Raw genomic sequence first — 19,596 nt, 5'->3', positions numbered from 1 at the left:
ATCTTGACTAATTGATCAGGTTAAGAGAAACTTATAACTAACGAACGTAAATACTAATCTAAAATAATAACTTTTGTAAAAATTATGAAATATATGTGCTTAAATATGGAACATTATGAGACAAGTGGCAAATTTGTATCTAAGTTCCTATCCCTAAATTTTGAGTAGGTCTGGTAAACCAGCAAAGTTCAAATATACTATCTAGGTTGGCTTTCAAAGTATGGAAACATTAGAATTCATCATTTATCCAGATGGTCGAGTCCAAGAAAAAGTCACCGGTATTATCGGTGCATCTTGTACTGAGGTAACAGCAGCCATAGAAGCCCAGCTAGGACGAGTGTTGAGTAATGAACCAACCTCAGAGTTTTTTGCCACTAACCCGCAACAAAATAGTGTGGTGGATACACAAACCGCCCACAGCGAATGGTAAGTTTTCCAACTAGTTAATTTCATTGATTACAAACCACCATGTCACACTTTAGCCAAATTAAGACACAGATTCGTAATCTGGAATCCTTGAAAGATGCCCTTTCTGACTTGGGAATAGACTGGAAACCTGGACCTGGTGAGGTGCGGGGTTATCGTGGTCAAACTCATGCAGCCGAAGTCACAATTAAACAGCAAAATGGCTACGATATCGGTTTTAGATGGAATGGTCAAGAATACGAATTAGTTGCAGATTTACAATATTGGCAACAAAATCTATCTGTGGATGGGTTTGTTCGTGAAGTAACTCAACGTTATGCTTATCAAACAGTAGTTAAAGAAACTACTAAAGTTGGCTTCCAGGTAGCCGAACAACAACAACAGAAAGATGGTTCTATTCGCCTAGTAGTACAACGCTGGAGTGCGTAATGTCTAATTTGCCGCCGTCGTCACCAGAAGAGGAATATAACCGTTCCGGTTTAGAACCAGAATTAGGGAGTCTTTTGCGAGATGTCCCCGAACGTTCTGGTTTAGAACCGGAATTAGGCGGATTAGTGCGGCAAAAAGGTGTTTATGTTGATGAAATTACCTGTATTGGCTGTAAACATTGCGCCCATGTTGCCCGAAATACTTTTTTCATTGAAGAAGATTATGGGCGATCGCGTGTCCTCCGTCAAGATGGAGATATAGAAGAGGTAGTTCAAGAAGCCATAGATACCTGTCCTGTTGATTGTATTCACTGGGTTGATTACACAGAACTGAAAAATTTAGAAGCAGACAGAAAATATCAGGTAATTCCCGTAGCGGGTTATCCCGTAGAACATGGTGTAGCCATTACAGAAAAACGCCGGAAAAAACAAAAGTTAAAAAAATCTAGTTCTTAAATTACCAGCAACTTAGCTTAACCGACAGAAGCCCCACGTCTGACCCGATAGGGCAGCGGGGGATGAATGGCGCGTGAATTGACGACGGTTTTCCGACCAACGCGACAGCAAGGAAGGAAAACATGGAGACAATTCACAAAATTTGTGTTATGAATTGAATATCTCGGCAAGGCGAGAGAATAGCGATAACCAAGCTAGATACATGATCATTTTTGTTGATTAACCTTGATTTTGCCTTTGGAACGAGGGGTCAGCCTATCGCCTTAACATCAGTCTTGTTGTTCTCGAAGAGCAAAAAGCTGTTAACTGGGTAGGAAGCCTATACTTACCCGCAAGGGAAGTGTAGGTAGTTCACTGTTCAATCCTTAAATCCTATAAATCCTGATTCTGACGTAAGCATGAAACCAACATCTCAAACAGGTGCAGCATTCATCACCACCGGAACTTTAACAGGTGCGGGTATCTCCTCCACAGTCGGAGGTATGGGAATAGCTGGAGGCTTTGGTGGTGTGGGAATAGGTGCTGCTGCTGTAACTGTTGTCGGTGCGGTTGTTGGCGCTGCTGCTTATGGTGCTTTTAAAGGAATTACAGCAGGGGATAGCGCCGTTTTTGGTGCAATGGGTATTGGTGCTATTGGTGGTGTTGGCGTTTCTAATGTTATCGGTGGCATAGGATTTGTTGCACCTAAAATTGGTTTAGCTTTTGGTATTGGTACAGTATCAATGACAGGAATTGGTGCAGTTTTAGGACTTGCTGCTTATGGTGTGGCTAAATTATTAGATGATTCTGAATTTAGGGAAACTCCCATGCAAGTTTTTGAACGCATGGAAACAAAAGTTTTAAATAATGATGATGATTATTATTTGGAAGCATTACTAGAACTATCTGGTGATGATATAAATGCCAAATTTACAGCTTTAGAAATTGAGGAAGAATTAAAACAATTAAAATCCAAAATCAAAGGTAAATCTCCTCAATTTAAACCAGAAGTTGAACCCAAAATATTAAATATAACTCCTCAAATAACGGAAGTTTGGCAATGTGTGAAAACCCTCAAAGGACACACAGCCACCGTGAATAGTGTTGCTATTCATCCTGATAATAAAACCTTAGTTAGTGGTAGCAATGACAGACAAGTTAATTTATGGAATTTGCAAACGGGAAAATTGCTATATACTTTTTCTGGACAAGCTGAAGCTGTGTTATCTGTAGCTATTAGTCCCGACGGAAAACAGGTAATTAGTGGTAGTGTAGATCGGAAAATCAGCAGTTGGGAATTAGAAACAAAAAAATATAATCGCACATTCTCTTATTTAAGTTCTCCCTATAGTCATAATAGTTTTGTTAATGCACTTGCTTATAGTCCTAATGGTAATACTATTGTTAGTGGTAGTACGGATAAAACTATCAGAGTTTGGGGAAGTTATACAGGAACGATTAAACACACTTTAAATGGACATACAGATGCAGTTTTAGCTATTGCTATTAGTCCTGATTCTACAACTCTTGTTAGTGGCAGTGCTGATAAAACTATCAGAATCTGGAATTTACAAACTGGTGAACCACTTTATACCATTAATCAGCATTTAGCAGCAGTAAATACATTAGCAATTACTGCCGATAATCAAACCCTGATTAGTGGCAGCACCGATAGTACAATTAAATTCTGGAATCTCCATACAGGGGAATTACGCTACACTTGGTATCAACCCTCAACGGCTATTTCTGCGATCGCTATTCACCCTGATGGTAAAATTATTGCTAGTAGTAGTCAAGATGGAATTATCAAACTTTGGAATCTTGAAACTGGGGAATTGCTAGAAACTATTTCTGGGTTTAGTCCCCTAGCTTTCAGTCCAGATGGTAAAATATTGATTAGTGGTGGTAAAGGTGGCACTCTCAAGATTTGGCGGCAGGTTCACAGCAGTGATGATTTACCCTTAACTGGGGAATGGTGGGAAATTTTAGGCATAGAACCGAAAACTCACCCCAAAGATGTCAAACTTGCCTACTTGAGATTAGCCAGATTATATCATCCTGATATTAACACTTCTGTCAGTGCCAAAACTGCCATGCAAGCAGTCAATCAAGCATATCAAAAGTTTCAGCTTATGAATAGCTTGTAAAATATATATCGCTTCATCAGTATTAATACCTCAATTTTTTTTAATTGTTTATATTGCATATTCGGAAAAAACGTTATAAATTGTTAAGTTGTAGGGGAATAATATATTTTGTCATGTCCATGATCAATTCCTGATTAAGCAGATATACTCTATTGAAGTGATTTTACACGGAGAATAAAGTGCATTTTCAGAGATTGAAAAAACTGCTAAATATGATGCAGTTAGATTTTGACATTGACCGAGTTTTAGTATTTTGACTGGATTGATATTTGCTATTTCAAAGTTATCATGAAAAGGGCATAAAGAATAATTAAAGGTGCATCTACTCCCAACAAATCTACTATCCAAATGGAGTTAGTCTGGTAATGCAACTAAACAAATTAGAGACAAGTAAAAATATAGAAAATGAAGCTTGGCTTGCATTAGAGAATTCAATTCTCTACTACAAAGGTCAGCCAGTAGGAACTCTAGCGGCTTATGATTCATCCGTAGAAGCCCTAAATTACGACCAATGTTTTATCCGAGATTTTGTTTCTTCGGCTTTAATTTTTTTGATTAAAGGCAGAACAGATATTGTCAAAAATTTCCTAGAAGAAACATTAAAGTTGCAACCGAAAGAAAAGGCCTTAGATGCCTATAAACCCGGTAGAGGGCTAATTCCAGCCAGTTTCAAAGTTGTTTCTGCCAATGGGGAAGAATTTTTAGAAGCTGATTTTGGTGAACACGCTATTGCTAGAGTTACACCTGTAGATTCTTGTTTATGGTGGCTAATTTTATTACGGGCTTATGTCGTCGCTACAAATGATTCTTCCTTAGCTTATCAACCTGAATTCCAAACAGGAATTAGGTTAATTATGGATATCTGTTTGGCCAATCGTTTTGATATGTACCCCACGCTGTTAGTTCCTGACGGTGCTTGTATGATAGATAGACGCATGGGGATTTATGGGCATCCTTTAGAAATTCAAGTTCTATTTTTTGCGGCTTTACGGGCTGCGAGAGAATTACTAATTTGCACAGGGAATGGGGATATTATCGAAGCAATTGATAACCGCTTACCTTTATTATGTGGACATATTCGTCAGCATTATTGGATAGATATTAATCGTCTGAATGCAATTTATCGCTTTAAAGGTGAAGAATACGGAAAAACTGCGGTCAATCTTTTCAATATTTATGCAGATTCTTTACCTTATTATGAATTAGATAAATGGCTACGGAAAAAAGGTGGTTATTTTGCGGGAAATGTTGGACCATCACAAATGGATACTCGGTTCTTTACTCTGGGAAATTTGATGGCTGTGATTTCTGATCTTTCTACTGAAGAACAGTCCCAAGCCATTATGAATCTGATTGAAAAACGATGGGATGATTTAGTAGGAGATATGCCTATTAAAATCTGTTATCCTGCCTTACAAGGTGAAGAATATCGAGTAGTCACAGGATGTGATCCCAAAAACATTCCTTGGTCATATCATAATGCCGGAAGTTGGCCTGTTTTAATGTGGATGTTAGCAGCAGCAGCAGTGAAAACCAAAAAACCACAGTTAGCAGAAAAAGCCATTGAAATTGCTACAGCTAGACTGAGTGAAGATGAATGGCCAGAATATTACGATGGTAAAAAAGGGAGATTAATTGGTAAACAAGCGAGGAAATATCAAACTTGGACAATTGCTGGATTTTTATTAGCAAAGGAACTCATAGATAATCCTGATTATTTACCATTAATCAGTTTTGATAAATTACCTCCAGATGTGGTTTCTAGAGCCTGTGAATTTGAAGTTGGCAATATAGATCCTTATCTGTCTATGTAGTCAAATATCTGTTAACAATGAATATCTTTTCTTTAGCCTCTTTATAATTATATGGGGCTTTTTTTACATTGAAATTTTAGATCCTATAGAGGTTTAGCATTACTAAACCCTTACCTCAAAGAAACTTAACAATTAATCTTGGCGTTGAGTCAATAATTAAACAAAGATACTTTGGTAAATTAACGCCATGATAATTGCCGCAGTTGCACCAATCAAGGTATTAATAATATTGACAACTTCATTGGTAAGCCAAGTATATTTAGATTGCAAAGTTGCACCAATGACACTTTCTAAATTGGTAGCGATAAATGCAGCTAAGACAGTCCAAATTATCCCCAGAGGATTAATTAAATTTACTCCCCAACCAATGAGTGCGATCGCTATTGATGCTACCATACCAGCTAGAGTTCCTTCTAAACTTACCGCCCCTTCTGTCCCTCTAGGAACTGGTTGCAATGTCGTAATTAAAAAGGTGCTTCTACCATAAGCTTTACCAACTTCACTCGCGGTAGTATCAGATAGTTTAGTGCTAAAACTGGCGACATAACCCAAACATAGTAAATATTTAAAATCAGGGAAAACCAACAGTCCCAACGCACACAAAGCCGCTATTAATGCTGAACCCCATACGTTTTCTGGACCTCTTGCACCGGCACGCTTTTCGGCAATTCCTGCGGCTTCTTTTTCTGCCATACCAATCCGTGTTACCCCAGAACCAACAAGAAAATAAAACACTACCACTAGATATCCTGGCCAACCTAGTGTTCCCCAAATGATAATTCCCAATAACCCAGCATTAAGTATACCTGCGGGCGTGAGCAACTTTTTCGGAATAATGGCTACTATTCCCAGTAAAATCGTATTTAAGCCTAATCCCATTAACCAGGGATTTAAAGAATCAATCAAAGACAACATGGCTGCTAAATTATGAGTATTTTTGCCATAATATTATCAGATATAACTGCTCGATCTATGAACAAAATTTTATTTCATCTCGCTTTTCCCGTTGCTGATATTCCCCAAACCAAAGCCTTTTATGTGGACGGTTTAGGCTGCATACCCGGAAGAGAAAGCCCTCATGCTTTGATTCTCAATCTCTATGGACATCAATTAGTAGCTCATGTTACTAAGGATATTTTAACACCACAAAAAGCCATTTATCCGCGACATTTTGGCCTAATTTTTACCAAAGAAGAAGATTGGCAAGAATTACTAGCAAGGGCAAAAAACAAAGATCTAAAATTTCGAGAAGAACCAAAAAACCGCTTTACTGATTCTCTCCTAGAACATCGCACTTTCTTTTTAGAAGACCCTTTTTATAACTTAATGGAATTTAAGTATTATTGTCATCCAAAGGCAATTTTTGAAGGTACTGAATATACTGCAATTGGTGATAAAACTTAGAGGGCAGTAAATAAGCCACATATACTCATAGTATAAATACAGCGGTTTCCGCTCTTATGAGGTACAAAGTTGAATCATGAAACTCTTGTAGTGCGGGCATCTTGCCCGCTAGATATGTACCTCATAACACCGGGAAGTGCTGTAAAGATTTACTTTTACTGACTAAGAATCTTTCAGAAACACAAAAGAAGTGCATTTTTTGGTAAATCCAAATTCATGGTTTTAGTGGTGCTATTAAGGCTTTTGCTACTATTCTTAAAGCCCTAATATCTGTTAACATTAAAGGATGTAATATCACGGGTAAAATTACTTCTTTGTCTATACCAAGTTGCGAACTTTCCGCAGGTAAAATCATCAAATCATAAGGTGTCCAAATAGATGTAAAATTTAACTGCTTTAACATTTCGACATCAGAATTTAAATCATTGATAAAATCACTATTAGGACGCATTTGCACAGCACCAGCTAACCAAGTACCATAAGCAACTATAGTCCCTTTATGGGGTGAAGAAATGGTGATAAATCGCTGGACTCTATCTATTCCCCCCAACCGCTGAATATAATAACGGCTAACAAGACCACCCATGCTAAAACCAACTAAATCAAACGGTTGTTCTGCTTCAAAGGTAGTAGCTATATAATTAGCTACCTGCTGCGCTAATTTATCCAGAACCTCAGCACCATTATTAGGGACTAAATCCACCGTATGCACAGACAAACCTTGTTCTCTGAGATAAGATGCCATTTTATTGAAAACTGCCCCAGTATCGTTAATCCCATGCACTAATAAAACGGGATTTTGCTGTTTTGTTGCCATAATCTTGATTATTTATCTCAGTATTGTAATCGAAAATATACAAAATATACCAGATTGGTGACTGCCGAAAAATTATTAAGATTTATTAAATAAGTTCTCATAATCTTATAGTTATAATAAGATTTAATAATTAATTTGCGTTATTTACCGGATACCGTTGTTAAAATAAAAAACCTAAAAATAATTACTAGTACAGTACAGCGTAAGTAAGATAACCATTAAAAATCCCTAAAAAGCTTATACAATCTGCTTTTTAATTTTTAATTGTTAATTTTTAATTCCGCCCTGCGGTGCTAGTAGTAAATGTAGGTTTTGAATTAGCAAGCAGTATGTCTAATAATTGGCCGCAGATAACGCAATCAAATGTAATATTACCCGTGATTTTTCATAATTTCGGTCACATTCTAGACTATTCAAACCAGGAGCATTTTTTATGGGCTTTATCAAAAATATCATTGCGGGTATCGTGGGTTTTATTACCGGACTTTTTGGTAAAAAAGGTAATAACTACTACTTAGAGCTAAAAGAAGAAGCTGAAGAAGCTAATGTTACTCAAGCACCAGCAACAGTAGCACCAAAAGCTGAACCAAAAGTTACACCAGCAGCAGTAAAAGTTATTAAGCCTGAACCCGTGAAAATATCAGTCCCCACGGAAACCAATTTTGCCACCAAATATCTCATTCCTCTGAATAGTCCTCGTCGTCGTCCAGGGGTAAATATGAATAGCTTTTTAGACATGGCCCGTCAGGTGAAAACCCCAGGCTAAATACCCGGTTAGCTGTTACGCATCTAAATTTGATCATCCTAATAGCTAGATGTTGTGGTGCGGGCATCTTGCCCGCTACAATCATACAAATTAATTGCAAGAGTTATCCTTAGCGGTTCGCATTGCGCCTAATATAGTGGAAACAATAACACAACGCTTTGCTGTGCCACCAGGTTTACTAGATAGGGTGATTTTGCCGAGTGGAGGTGTCACACCACCAATATCATCAAACCGGACTCGTCTTACACCGTTATCCAATTCTAATGTTGAGTTGGGATCTAACTGCACACTGTCATCTAAATCATTCCACTTTATCATAGGATTATTTAGGTCAGATTCCTTTTCCTCGTGAACAGCCCATTGCAGAATATTATTCTGTGTGCGGAAACTAGCTTGATATTTCACTTTTTCTTTTTTTGCTTGACTTTGGGCTTGACGCTTGGCCTGATAAACTTGGTCTTGGGCAATATTTAAGTGCTGAGTCTTGATCAAAGCGAACCAGCTTGGTGCAGCTATTGCTGATAGTATACCAATCATTAATAGTGCTGTCATCATTTCTATAAACGTAAAACCGCTATTAGAGCGATTATTTTGTAAATAATTCATCCCTGATTATTTGCAAGCAAAACATATATATATTGCGATGTGGGATGATTTTTTATATGCCGTTTTTTTCTGAATTTTTGATTTTTTTATAGCTATTGTGAAATTATTACTTTATGAACCAGTGTCAAGAGTCGGACAACTAACTTTTTAAGTTAATGATTAATAGCCACTTTTTGCTCCTTGAACAATCGCATTAGCCGTGGGAAAATAACTTTTTTGCTCATCTCTATATTTTATTCTATCTGGATCGCTTTCTCTGCGAGCTAGGGCATTACCCCGAATAAATACCTTTGCTGTTATATTGGCTTTATCTACACAAGCATAAAACCCGGTCATACCATTACTTGGCGTTATTGTGCTTGGCGTTATTTTTGACCATGTAATTGGAGGTGTTATGGTATTATCTGGACAGGTGGCCGCTGGTGGTCTGGGTGGTATGGTTTGATTGGTTGGTGGTGTGGTTTGATCTACGTAGTCAATTAACACATCAGCCGTATTACCACTACTATAATCTCCAGATTTCTGCCAATTGATCATGGCATCTTCTACAGTGTTGGATTGAGCTATATTAAAGGGATTAAAACCTGGATTAGGACAGTTATCAGCATTAACATACTTCTTAGTATATCCTGAACAAGTTACACCTCCTGTAGAAACTTCCACACCGTCTTTAACTTCCCATTTAGCGATACGAGCAGATTGTGACCAATTTGTATTAGTATCTTTAATTAAATAATAAGCAACTAATGAATATACAAAAGTATCATCTTTTCCTGATGTAGTGGGAATCACCTGACTAACAAAATTCCGTTTCCAAAAAACTAATATAGGAGTTTTAGTATCATCATTTGGGTAACGCAATTGAGGTTTTATTGCGTTAATACCAGCAGCATCATAAATATAAATAGCTTGTTGTAAATCACGAGAAATATGATCCAGTGCTATTTGGATTTCTTGCTCAGAATTTATCTTAATTTGCTCATTGCTATCTGTGGTTATCACACTAATCATAAACTCTAGTAATAGTGTGATAATTATAGATGACATCGCTAAAGCTACTAACAATTCAACGAGAGTAAACCCACCAGATTTATCAAGAGATTTTGAGGCTTTGAATTGATTTTTGAATATAAATTGAAGTATCTTGATCATCATTGTATTGTCCTTTTTTAAATGCACCAAAGGCAGATTTTCAGATGTTTCTGTTTTAGATTAAATTATTGCACGGTGGGGATTTTACCCGCTTTTTATGGGAAAATTAATGGTGAATTTGATTGAATTAACCTCAGGGATAAACAAATTTATTGACAAGGTTGATTATTGAACGCAACCCAAGCGGGAACATAAACTGCCAAAAGTGGTACTACCGCTAATCTCAACTGTTGTTATCAAGATTGGCGCTTGTTTATTAACTAAAATACCACCTGTCCTAGACCCTAGAATAGTTTGATCAAAATCCAAGTCTTCTCTATATATTCTAATCGCTAGACGATAGCCATCACTTGTTTTCGTACCTGCGGGCTTTATTTGAGCCGCTTGAATGTAAAATTCATCAAATGGGGCATCTTGTGGTTGACAAGTTGAAATTGGATTACAAGCCGTGATGGTGCTATCCTTCTTAAAGAAATACAAATCTGTATCTGTTTGTTGAGGAACCGGCATTGCTGTTTCTAGATTTATAGGAGTATTTGGAGTTTCTGTAATTACTTTAGTGGGCGCTGAAATTGAATTATTGCTGACACCATTAATAAATGTCTTAGCAGCTTGAACAGCTTTTTCTGTAGTTTTCGACTGCACCCGGACAGCCGTGGACATGACCAGGACGGGTGATATAGTAACCAAGAGAATAGCAATGAAAACTACCCCTACTAGTACCTCAATAATTGTAAAACCAGAGTCATTGTAAGATAAATTTTTGGGCTGTGGTTTGGTTTTGATCATTAGTTTATCACCTCCTTATAAGTTTTATGATTGACAGATATCAGGACGTTGCTTTGGATCTTCTATGGCAAAGTTATTAGGATCAGAAGTTTCTTTAGCACATAACAAAGTTTGTAACCATGTATCACCTCTGCTAACTTCCCGTAAATATTCATCCGGTGGTTCAGGTGGTGTGACTGCGAGTTTACTGGCAAATAAGTCGGGTGACTGAAATAACAACCCTACATCGTAACTCCACTGTCTTGTCGGGGGATTATTAAGTGTCTGAGGTGGATTTGTCCCTGTAGCATAGGCACTCTTTTTTACCTGCATAAAAGCCCCATTGAGCTTGATTTTCCTACTAGTCCAATTCTCTATAACGCGAACCAAGTTATTTAGACCACCATTATCTACTGTAGGTTTAGCAGGATTGTCACCAGCAGCAATAATCAGATTAAAAGTAGTATCATTATTAGCTGTTTGTTGGCTACCTATTGTATAACCCAATTCCTTGAAGTCGAAGTCTCCAGAAAGCAAAGTAACAGCATCAGCTAAAATATTCGCAGGTCGCCATTCATCACCTGTGGTACAATTAGGAAATCTGGAGTCACCAGAACGACAGGCAAAGTTGGGATTAAATGTACTGCGAGTATAGAAGTTACTCCAATCATCTGCTAGTGTATTAGTAAATTCTTCCTGAGTGTGTAGATTAAAATTACCTTTAATATATGTTGGTAAGTTGGTAGTTAAAGTTAACCCCTTTTCCTCTTCCTTGTAGCTATTTGTTCGCCCCAGTTTCCCGCCATTAATGAGTATAATTGCACTGGGACGGCGTGTCGTGTCATCTACATAATCTACAGGACTTTCAAGTTTTCCATCGTCTGTATTACCCGCACTGATATCTGGTAAAGCATCATCACGAGTCGCGTAAACAATACCGCTATTGGGTAATAAATATTCTGAACCACCAATGGTTTTTGTCCGTAGTAGATTCAAGTCTAAAACTGTAGCGCGAACTTTTTTATTTTCTCTCTGGTCAGAAAAGAAGGTTTCAAAAATTGCACCATGGGGAATAACGGAATTATTAGGACTAAGACTACCATCTAGAATTTGTAGAGCGCAAATTTGAGCATCAATACCAGACTGCTCTGATATAGTTCTATTTGCTGGTGTTTTTGCTAATGCTCTAGCTAGTAATCCCTCATCTATGAAACGTCCATTACTATAATTTAATTGAGATAGATATGTCAAAGCTGTTGCATAATCACTAGCTGTTTTAGTGGGTGCAGGATAAACTATACCCCTATTAGATTTACCTTGAGAACCTTTTTCAATATTAAAAGCATCTGGTAGACTGTTCATATTTTTGTAGCTATTATTATCAGTAGGATCGTAATAACTACTCACACAAGCTATAGGTTTGGGCGTTTGGGCATTGTAGCCAGTAGACTTGTAGTGATAAACTGCTGTAGCCCGCATTTTTAGATAAGGTGTTGTTGTATCCGTAGAACTTATTGTTCCTACATTATCAGGCCATATTGTTTTTATGTTACTGTTAATACTACTAGGAGTATCATTTTTACTCAAATAAACACCTGCCCCCGTAACAACTCGTAAACCACCCACGGGTTCTGTGGTACTTGTTGGTACTTTAGCTGCTGCTAATTCCCAGTCTCCATCTCTTTCATTAGAACCAATATCTGCTAAATTCCGTACTAAAGAGGGTCGTGTGCGAGTTTGCGTAGTACCACTTGGTAAATCCCATTTAATGCCACTAATATCTTGGGTATCCTCAATATATGAACCAATAAACTGATTTTTACTTGTATCCCACCTCAGTTCGGGTAAATTGTTACTAACTAGAACTCTATCACCCAATAGTCCTTCTTTTCCGCTATTTTTCTTCAATTCTTTTGGGTCGCTGGCCTTGGGTTCTAAGGATGTTCCGCTAATGTTGAGTGATAGCTTAGTATAACTATCACCTGTTTTACCGTCTGTTGGGTCTGTAGGATAAACCCAGTTATCAATGGGACGCAGGGTATTAGCAGAACCTTGTAATAATGAGTTAGGATATGTTTCTGTAGCACCGAAAGCAACTTCTGTATAAGGTACACGACGAGTCCTTCTTTTAAAGTAAATTTCTAATTGTTGACGACGGTATTTAGTGGTCTCTGTATTATTAAAAGTTATTCCTAATGCTGTTTGTTTGAGTGCAAGTCCGTTTTTAACTTCTGTTGGATCATTAGCACCTGTAGAATCAGCAGCAATTTGAGCTTCAATTAATTTATTAATCCGCCTTACATAAGCTAGGTTATTATAGGCTGTATCTTGGGGACTATTTGTCACTGATTTTGTTAAAGTACCAGTAGTAACATTATCTATTTTACCGTTGTATAAATCAACAGTTGCTCCACCCGTATCACTTGCATCAGTAAACTTACCCAGAGCTAAATTACCACCAACAATAATTTTGGCATTTTTAGGTTTATAGAAACAAGACGCTTCACTACTAACTTGATATAATTTAAGATTACTAACACTTCCAGCAGCCAGTAAATTACTATTTGTAAAAACCCCACCATTCAAATTTGTAGAAGAATTTAATTCTAGATCATCGTCATAAACAACAGCATTGTTATTTGTTGGTGTTTGTACTCTGTCTTGTTGATACTCTACAGCCCCGCCCAGACTACCAGCGATCTTACCATTATATACTTCATGGTCAGTATCGGGAGGATCAGTAATTCTGGCTGTAGCGGTATAAACAAAAAAGGCTTTCTTGATTTCATTATCTTGTCTCACCCAACCAGTATTACCTACTAAACTGGTGTTGGTACTTCCACAATTAGCATTTAATGTCCCCTTGACTACTGGTGGATTTCTGGCTTCTAAAGCATTTCTGGCTCTGCTATACTGACCATTTAGCACTGGTGGAGTTTTAAAATAAATACCATAGAGGGTATAGCTATCAAATTTCCCGTTGCTGTCAGTATCAACAGGAAACCTCCAAGCTGTTTGTATTTGTAGTGATGGTTGTTCTTGTAAAGATAGTGTTAGTTTAGTTTCATCACCAAATGTATATTTATCTATGTTATTAACAAGAGCATTATACAGATCATCGTCTGTTGGTGTAGTTTTTGGCAGAGTTTTATCCTGCAATAATTTACTAATTTTTGCTTTACCTCTATCAATTGCTGGAGTAGCAGCAGTGATAACAGACTCATTGACACGGACATTACTAGCATTTTTCGCCCGCTCAAAGGAGCGGAACATGATAGCAGTGGTTAATAAAACTACTACTACCGATACCATTACCACTGTTGGCAATACGAAACCTGCATTTGCGGCCTGCTGTTGTTTTTGACTACTAAAAACAGTTCGCAATAACCAAATGAGTTGTTTTTTTATATTTGCTAAAAACTGCCGGATAAATCTTGTGGAGTTTTTTGTGATTATTTTCAATGGGTGACGTTTTTGAGACATGACTGCTTCCCTGATAAATAATTGAGCGGGTAGGGGTTTAGCATTGCTAAACCCCTACAAATCTAGGTTTTTCGTGATTTTACAAAAGTCCATGTCCCAACCCTTTTGAGTATATATTGGTGGGAGCAACTACTGGAGTTTTATGGGAATAGTTGCCTGTTTCTATTCATCGTAGTTCTTTTATAGCACTTCCCGGTGTTATGAGGTACATATCTAGCGGGCAAGACTTGTACTGAGCTTGTCGATAGCGCAGCGTGGCGTTAGCCATAGTATGCCCGCACTACAAGAGTTTCATGATTCAACTTTGTACCTCATAAGAGCGGAAACCGCTGTATAGCATTGATGATACGCAAGTTCTAAACTGGAAAATACTGAATTTTTCAACTGCAAATATTATATTTCTCCTGAATACTGATAGTATATCTACTTGCTTAGACAATTGCACCAATAATTATATAAATTTTTGATAAAGCAACAGCAACCCAACGCTCATGTTGGGTTATGGCTTCACCCCCCGTCAGGGATACTTACCTCAACCCAATCTACAAATCAAGACTTTTTTCGATTTGAACAAGGTATTGATCAAGCAAAATCGGCGGTTAGAAACCGCATCTACACAAGCAAAGTCCACCTGCTTGGACTAATGCAAAATTAAACTTTTTGTAATTGCGCTACTCTGGGGTCTACTATTTTTTGTCCTAAACTCAGGAATTTAATCGCTACAGAAACCTTATTCCCTTCTCCGAAAATGTGGGTAATTTCCCCAAGCCCAAAGGACTTATGCAATACTCTGTCACCGACTTGCCAAATTCCAGAAGTGCTTTGTTTACTAGAAGTTGCAGAGGTAGTTTTAGTAGAACTCCGGGTAACTTTATTTTGGGTAGTCAGTAATTCTGCTGGTATTTCATCGAGAAATTGCGATCGCATTGCCGGTTCTCTAGACCCATATAAACGCCGTTCTCTGGCATGGGATAAGAATAAACGTTCTTGAGCGCGAGTAATACCAACATAACACAAACGCCGTTCCTCTTCTAACAATGAAGGATCTTGTAAGGAACGATAACCCGGAAAAAGCCCCTGTTCTAAACCCACCAAAAAGACAACCGGAAACTCCAACCCTTTAGAAGCGTGTAAAGTCATTAACGAAACCGCTGTTTGTCCTTCTTTTAAATTATCTAAATCAGAACTCAAAGCCGCACTTTGCAAAAATGCCTGTAAAGAAATATCTTCACCTTCATTTTCTTCTTGAAATTGCAACATAGCATTATGCAATTCATTGACGTTACTGATTCTATTATCAGCTTCATCTGTCCCTTGATCTTGCAATTCTTTAATATAACCAGAATCTTCTAAAATCCCTTGTAATATCTCTGAACCGGGAACTACTTTGATTTGTTCTTGACGATTGTAAATCATGGCTGCAAAATTATTTACAGCTTTCGATGAACGTCCTGCTAAAGTATTTACAGATGTTTCATCACTTAATATTTCCCATAAAGTTGTTCCTAATTGCTGGGAAGCATTCACCAAAGCATCCACAGTAGCCTTACCAATGCCCCTGCGCGGTGTGTTAATCACCCGTAATAAACTTACAGTATCAGCAGGGTTATTAATTGCCCTTAAATATGCCACAGCATCTTTAATTTCTTTACGATCATAAAATTTCATTCCTCCCACAACTGTATAAGGAATTTGATATTTTACTAATAATTCTTCAAAAGGTCGAGATTGGGCATTAGTTCGATATAAAATTGCAAAGTTACCCCAATTTAATTCCGGGTGTTGATTTTCTAAATTTCTAATTTGGTTAATCACAAAAGCCGCTTCTGCCATTTCTTCATCAGCTTTATGACAATAAATTGCTTCCCCTGGTTCTCTTGTGGCTTTGAGAATTTTATCAATGCGTTGAGTGTTATTTTCAATTAATTCATTCGCAGCTTGGAGAATATTTTCACAAGAACGATAATTCTCTTCTAATTTCACCATAGAACGAGTATCATCATCTGCCAAACCATCGCCAAAATTCTCCTGAAATTCTAGCAAAATCGTAAAATCTGCCATTCTAAAACTGTAAATTGACTGGTCAGCATCACCAACCACAAACACAGACCGATTTTGCCATTTCCATTCACTTTTACGGCTTTCTCCATTTGTGACCAAAAGCTGAATTAAATCATATTGAGTCCTGTTGGTATCTTGATATTCATCAACTAGAATATGACAAAATTTCCGATACCAATAACTTAGAACTTTTTCATTTTGTTGAAATAATCGGGTAGGAATTAAAATTAAATCATCAAAATCTAAAGCGTTATTTTGGGAAAGTTTATCCTGATAGCGATTATAGACATCAGCTATGACTCTACCGCGATAATTGGGCTGTTCACTTTCAAATTGTTGGGGAGAAAATCCTTGATTTTTAGCATTACTAATAGCGTAGCGTACAGACTTGGGTTCAAATTTCTTACTATCTAAATTTAAATCTTTAGTAACTATTTCTTTAATTACACTTTGCACATCGGATTCATCAAAGATAGAAAAGTTTTTATCCCATTTTCTGCCTTTTTCATCTTGATATTTTTCGATATCAAATCGCAGAATCCGTGAAAATAAACTGTGAAAAGTTCCACACCACATATCTTTGATTTTAGTGCGGTAAACCTCTGATTTTAGTAAGCTTTGTTGATATTCTGTCAGCAAATCAAACTTTTTACCATGTTGCGATATGGCTAATTGTTCAGCAAATATCCTTTGAATTCTGTCCTTCATTTCCCTAGCGGCTTTGTTAGTAAACGTCACCGCGAGGATATTTTCGGGATTAACACCATGTTTGAGAATCAAATTAGCAATGCGGTAAGTAAGCGCCCGGGTTTTCCCTGAACCAGCGCCAGCAACCACCAACAATGGTCCGCAGTGGTGTTCTACGGCTTGACGTTGACTAGGGTTAAGATGACTCAGGAAATCAATATTTGTGGTCATAAACTATAAAAATGATGAAAAGGACAATTTGTTATCGGGTTAATCGGTAAGGGTAAAACTCAGTACAAAGAATAAAACGAAAGCAGCATAATGGGGCAAAAACAATAAAAATTTACTTAAATTGCTAAAGTTTGAGAAAATTTGATATAATGTTAAGCTATTTAGTTTTATTCTTGCTTCCTAACTAGCAACTTAATGTTACTAGACTTTGTGTAAAGTTTTGTCATACTGTGAAGAACTGTAGATGTAAGATAAACCATAATCCCTAATCTCTCACCCTGATTAATGAGAGAAAGTACCGATTAACAGCCTTTTGGTTGTAAATATCTAGTAGTCTGTTAAATTTATTTTGACGGGTTTTTGGTAGTGCGGGCATCTTGCCCGCGTGAGCGAGACGCTCACACTACAGTCCATCATTTTTATCTTGACAAACTATTAGGTAAGAAACTCAAATTTCAAAATCATGGAAACGAAAATGCAAGAACCAGAATTTAAAGAAACCCAGTCTAAAGAAACAACCATACCCGAAATTAACACCCAAACCGGGAATTTGACCAAACTTCAGCCTCCTATGCAGCCTCAAGAAGAGTGGCTGAAATACGGACAACAGATTTCCGGTTTTCTGGGGACATTACCAGACTATGTAGGTAAATTCTTTGGTCAATATCAGCAACCTATTGTCAGTATTGGTTTAGTAGTGACAGCAGTAGTCACAGTTAAGGTACTATTGGCTGTATTAGATGCTCTTAATGATGTTCCTTTAGTAGCACCTACCTTTGAATTAATTGGTATTGGTTATTCTGTGTGGTTTGTCTATCGCTATTTACTCAAAGCCTCCAGCAGACAAGAGTTATCTGGGGAAATTACCACCCTCAAATCCCAAGTTGTCGGTAAGCACACTTCTAAATCTTAACTCACAAATTTAGACAAATTTAGATCCCCGACTTCTTAAAGAAGTCGGGGATCTTTTTTCTTTTTTACAAAGCCAAGAGTTCGTTGTTTTTTTGTGAATTTAGAATATGTCACATACGTCAGTCCAAATATGTGTTACGAAAAGATTATTTATAACTGAAAGATCACGGTTGTGTTTATAAATAACACATCTTACCATCATATACATATTTAACCTGTTTGGATAAGAATTTGTAGAGGTTTAGCACTGCTCAACAGTGTCAAGTACCTTCAAGCCAGGGAATTAATTCCCTGTCTAATAGCTCAAGTCGGTTGAAACCGACTATTTTGGCGGTATTTATTCGAGAAATAGGATAATTTTTGATTTCGATGTCATCAGAGACTTGAGCCAGGGAATTAATTCCCTGTCTAATAGCTCAAGTCGGTTAAAACCGACTATTTTGGCGGTATTTATTCGGGAAATAGGATAATTTTTGATTTCGATGTTATTACAGTGCGTTTCAACGCACTTTAGCTATTAGACCGGAACTTCAGTTCCGGGGCGGGTGTGAAAGCTTATTTACCAAGTGAAAAGGAAAAAAATATGTTTAGCAACTCTTTTCTCCGTCAAACCGCGACAACAATTGTTTTTATTGATGCCTCCCTTTCCGACTATCAGACCCTCCAAGCAGGAATTATCGAGGGCGTAAAATCAGTTATTATTTCCCCAAATCAAGACGGGATTGAGCAAATTAGCCAAATTTTACAACAACATCCCCACATCACCACCATTCATATCCTTTCCCACGGTTCACCGGGATGCTTGTATTTAGGCAATAGTCAATTAAACTTAACCAATATTCACAATTACACCCAACAGTTACAACAGTGGCAACGTCAGAATATTTTACTATATGGCTGTAACGTCGCTGCGGGGGATGCTGGAGAAGAGTTTATTAGAAAGTTCCATGAGATTACTAACGCAACCATTAGCGCCTCTACCACAAAAACGGGAAATGCAGCATTAGGGGGAAATTGGGAATTAGAGGTTAATATTCCTGAAAATCATGGGACTTCTCTTGTTTTTCATGCAGATACCCTCAAAACCTATCAGGGAGTATTTGCACCCACATTAGTGGGAGTGTGGGATCGTTTAAGCCGTGCGTATGCTGTAACAGTCGTAGGTAACTACGCCTACGCTGTGGGGGATACACTGGAGATAATTGATATTAGTAACCCCAACAACCCTGTATTTAAGGGGAATTACGATATTTCTAATGGTCGTAGTATACAAATAGTCGGCAACTACGCTTATGTGGCTGATGAGTATTCAGGACTGCAAATCATCAACATCAGCAACCCATCAGCACCCACCCTTGTGGGTAATTATGATACTTCTGGCAATGCCTGGGATGTGCAAATAGTCGGCAATTACGCTTATGTGACTGATGGTAATTCAGGACTGCAAATCATCAACATT

Annotated in this window: 16 protein-coding genes; 9 read left to right on the top strand and 7 right to left on the bottom strand. The window is 37.6% G+C overall.

All coding sequences use genetic code 11. The annotated features are described in order from the left end of the window. The first annotated feature begins 220 nt into the window (after positions 1-220). The 5 genes from FJR08_RS02735 to FJR08_RS02715 all read left to right on the top strand — a co-directional run bounded on the left by FJR08_RS02735 (position 221) and on the right by FJR08_RS02715 (position 5,250). The gene (locus tag FJR08_RS02735; protein ID WP_015080214.1) at positions 221-430 is read left to right on the top strand and encodes a DUF2997 domain-containing protein; all 210 of its coding nucleotides are present in this window, start codon (positions 221-223) and stop codon (positions 428-430) included. Positions 431-468: 38 nt separating this feature from the next. After that, entirely contained in the window at positions 469-855 is a 387-nt protein-coding gene (locus tag FJR08_RS02730; RefSeq protein ID WP_168632068.1) for a DUF1257 domain-containing protein, read from the top strand. Next, positions 855-1,310, top strand: coding sequence for a ferredoxin (locus tag FJR08_RS02725; RefSeq protein ID WP_015080212.1), 456 nt, complete (start codon positions 855-857; stop codon positions 1,308-1,310). The genes FJR08_RS02730 and FJR08_RS02725 overlap by 1 nt, the downstream gene beginning before the upstream one ends. Before the next feature lie 398 nt (positions 1,311-1,708). Continuing rightward, entirely contained in the window at positions 1,709-3,436 is a 1,728-nt protein-coding gene (locus FJR08_RS02720; protein WP_168632067.1) for a DnaJ domain-containing protein, read from the top strand. Between the two features lie 365 nt (positions 3,437-3,801). Continuing rightward, positions 3,802-5,250: a glycoside hydrolase 100 family protein gene (locus FJR08_RS02715; RefSeq protein ID WP_148760207.1), complete on the top strand. Its 1,449-nt coding sequence runs from the start codon at positions 3,802-3,804 to the stop codon at positions 5,248-5,250. A gap of 156 nt (positions 5,251-5,406) precedes the next feature. Here FJR08_RS02715 and FJR08_RS02710 read toward each other — a convergent pair whose 3' ends face one another. Next, positions 5,407-6,165, bottom strand: coding sequence for a TIGR00297 family protein (locus FJR08_RS02710; RefSeq protein ID WP_015080210.1), 759 nt, complete (start codon positions 6,163-6,165; stop codon positions 5,407-5,409). 57 nt (positions 6,166-6,222) lie between these two features. Here FJR08_RS02710 and FJR08_RS02705 point away from each other — a divergent pair, with 57 nt between their 5' ends. Further along, positions 6,223-6,654, top strand: coding sequence for a VOC family protein (locus tag FJR08_RS02705; RefSeq protein ID WP_015080209.1), 432 nt, complete (start codon positions 6,223-6,225; stop codon positions 6,652-6,654). A gap of 214 nt (positions 6,655-6,868) precedes the next feature. Here FJR08_RS02705 and FJR08_RS02700 read toward each other — a convergent pair whose 3' ends face one another. Beyond that, a complete protein-coding gene (locus FJR08_RS02700) occupies positions 6,869-7,471 on the bottom strand; it encodes a triacylglycerol lipase (RefSeq protein WP_015080207.1) in 603 nt (200 codons plus the stop codon). A 433-nt stretch (positions 7,472-7,904) separates the two neighbouring features. On the opposite strand from FJR08_RS02700, the gene FJR08_RS02695 reads away from it, so the two are divergent. Beyond that, positions 7,905-8,237, top strand: a complete 333-nt coding sequence (locus FJR08_RS02695; RefSeq protein WP_015080206.1) for a hypothetical protein — start codon at positions 7,905-7,907, stop codon at positions 8,235-8,237. Positions 8,238-8,327: 90 nt separating this feature from the next. Here FJR08_RS02695 and FJR08_RS02690 read toward each other — a convergent pair whose 3' ends face one another. From FJR08_RS02690 to pcrA, 5 genes are all read right to left on the bottom strand, one after another. Further along, positions 8,328-8,843 carry a Tfp pilus assembly protein FimT/FimU gene (locus FJR08_RS02690; protein WP_168632066.1) on the bottom strand — a complete coding sequence of 172 codons (516 nt, stop codon included), beginning with the start codon at positions 8,841-8,843 and terminating at the stop codon, positions 8,328-8,330. 159 nt (positions 8,844-9,002) lie between these two features. Then, positions 9,003-9,998, bottom strand: a complete 996-nt coding sequence (hpsC, locus tag FJR08_RS02685; RefSeq protein WP_371415535.1) for a hormogonium polysaccharide secretion pseudopilin HpsC — start codon at positions 9,996-9,998, stop codon at positions 9,003-9,005. Positions 9,999-10,160: 162 nt separating this feature from the next. After that, a complete protein-coding gene (locus FJR08_RS02680; RefSeq protein ID WP_168632065.1) occupies positions 10,161-10,784 on the bottom strand; it encodes a type II secretion system GspH family protein in 624 nt (207 codons plus the stop codon). A 24-nt stretch (positions 10,785-10,808) separates the two neighbouring features. After that, the gene (gene hpsA / locus FJR08_RS02675; RefSeq protein ID WP_168632064.1) at positions 10,809-14,246 is read right to left on the bottom strand and encodes a hormogonium polysaccharide biosynthesis protein HpsA; all 3,438 of its coding nucleotides are present in this window, start codon (positions 14,244-14,246) and stop codon (positions 10,809-10,811) included. 651 nt (positions 14,247-14,897) lie between these two features. Next, a complete protein-coding gene (gene pcrA / locus FJR08_RS02670; protein WP_168632063.1) occupies positions 14,898-17,225 on the bottom strand; it encodes a DNA helicase PcrA in 2,328 nt (775 codons plus the stop codon). Between the two features lie 475 nt (positions 17,226-17,700). On the opposite strand from pcrA, the gene FJR08_RS02665 reads away from it, so the two are divergent. Together FJR08_RS02665 and FJR08_RS02660 are read left to right on the top strand one after the other, a co-directional pair. Further along, positions 17,701-18,138: a CAAD domain-containing protein gene (locus tag FJR08_RS02665; protein WP_148766741.1), complete on the top strand. Its 438-nt coding sequence runs from the start codon at positions 17,701-17,703 to the stop codon at positions 18,136-18,138. A gap of 582 nt (positions 18,139-18,720) precedes the next feature. After that, positions 18,721-19,596: DUF4347 domain-containing protein (locus FJR08_RS02660; RefSeq protein ID WP_168632062.1), on the top strand; the 876-nt coding region annotated here is incomplete at its 3' end.

Source organism: Dolichospermum sp. UHCC 0260, assembly GCF_009711985.1.
Taxonomy (GTDB): Bacteria; Cyanobacteriota; Cyanobacteriia; order Cyanobacteriales; family Nostocaceae; genus Dolichospermum; species Dolichospermum lemmermannii.
This window is presented reverse-complemented; position numbering and strand designations above follow the sequence as displayed.

Bases quoted from the DNA above. Each gene is read 5' to 3' on its own strand.
- FJR08_RS02735 (WP_015080214.1), top strand. From the start codon at position 221: ATGGAAACATTAGAATTCATCATTTATCCAGATGGTCGAGTCCAAGAA.
- FJR08_RS02730 (WP_168632068.1), top strand. From the start codon at position 469: ATGTCACACTTTAGCCAAATTAAGACACAGATTCGTAATCTGGAATCC.
- FJR08_RS02725 (WP_015080212.1), top strand. From the start codon at position 855: ATGTCTAATTTGCCGCCGTCGTCACCAGAAGAGGAATATAACCGTTCC.
- FJR08_RS02720 (WP_168632067.1), top strand. From the start codon at position 1,709: ATGAAACCAACATCTCAAACAGGTGCAGCATTCATCACCACCGGAACT.
- FJR08_RS02715 (WP_148760207.1), top strand. From the start codon at position 3,802: ATGCAACTAAACAAATTAGAGACAAGTAAAAATATAGAAAATGAAGCT.
- FJR08_RS02710 (WP_015080210.1), bottom strand. From the start codon at position 6,165: ATGTTGTCTTTGATTGATTCTTTAAATCCCTGGTTAATGGGATTAGGC.
- FJR08_RS02705 (WP_015080209.1), top strand. From the start codon at position 6,223: ATGAACAAAATTTTATTTCATCTCGCTTTTCCCGTTGCTGATATTCCC.
- FJR08_RS02700 (WP_015080207.1), bottom strand. From the start codon at position 7,471: ATGGCAACAAAACAGCAAAATCCCGTTTTATTAGTGCATGGGATTAAC.
- FJR08_RS02695 (WP_015080206.1), top strand. From the start codon at position 7,905: ATGGGCTTTATCAAAAATATCATTGCGGGTATCGTGGGTTTTATTACC.
- FJR08_RS02690 (WP_168632066.1), bottom strand. From the start codon at position 8,843: ATGAATTATTTACAAAATAATCGCTCTAATAGCGGTTTTACGTTTATA.
- hpsC (WP_371415535.1), bottom strand. From the start codon at position 9,998: ATGATGATCAAGATACTTCAATTTATATTCAAAAATCAATTCAAAGCC.
- FJR08_RS02680 (WP_168632065.1), bottom strand. From the start codon at position 10,784: ATGATCAAAACCAAACCACAGCCCAAAAATTTATCTTACAATGACTCT.
- hpsA (WP_168632064.1), bottom strand. From the start codon at position 14,246: ATGTCTCAAAAACGTCACCCATTGAAAATAATCACAAAAAACTCCACA.
- pcrA (WP_168632063.1), bottom strand. From the start codon at position 17,225: ATGACCACAAATATTGATTTCCTGAGTCATCTTAACCCTAGTCAACGT.
- FJR08_RS02665 (WP_148766741.1), top strand. From the start codon at position 17,701: ATGCAAGAACCAGAATTTAAAGAAACCCAGTCTAAAGAAACAACCATA.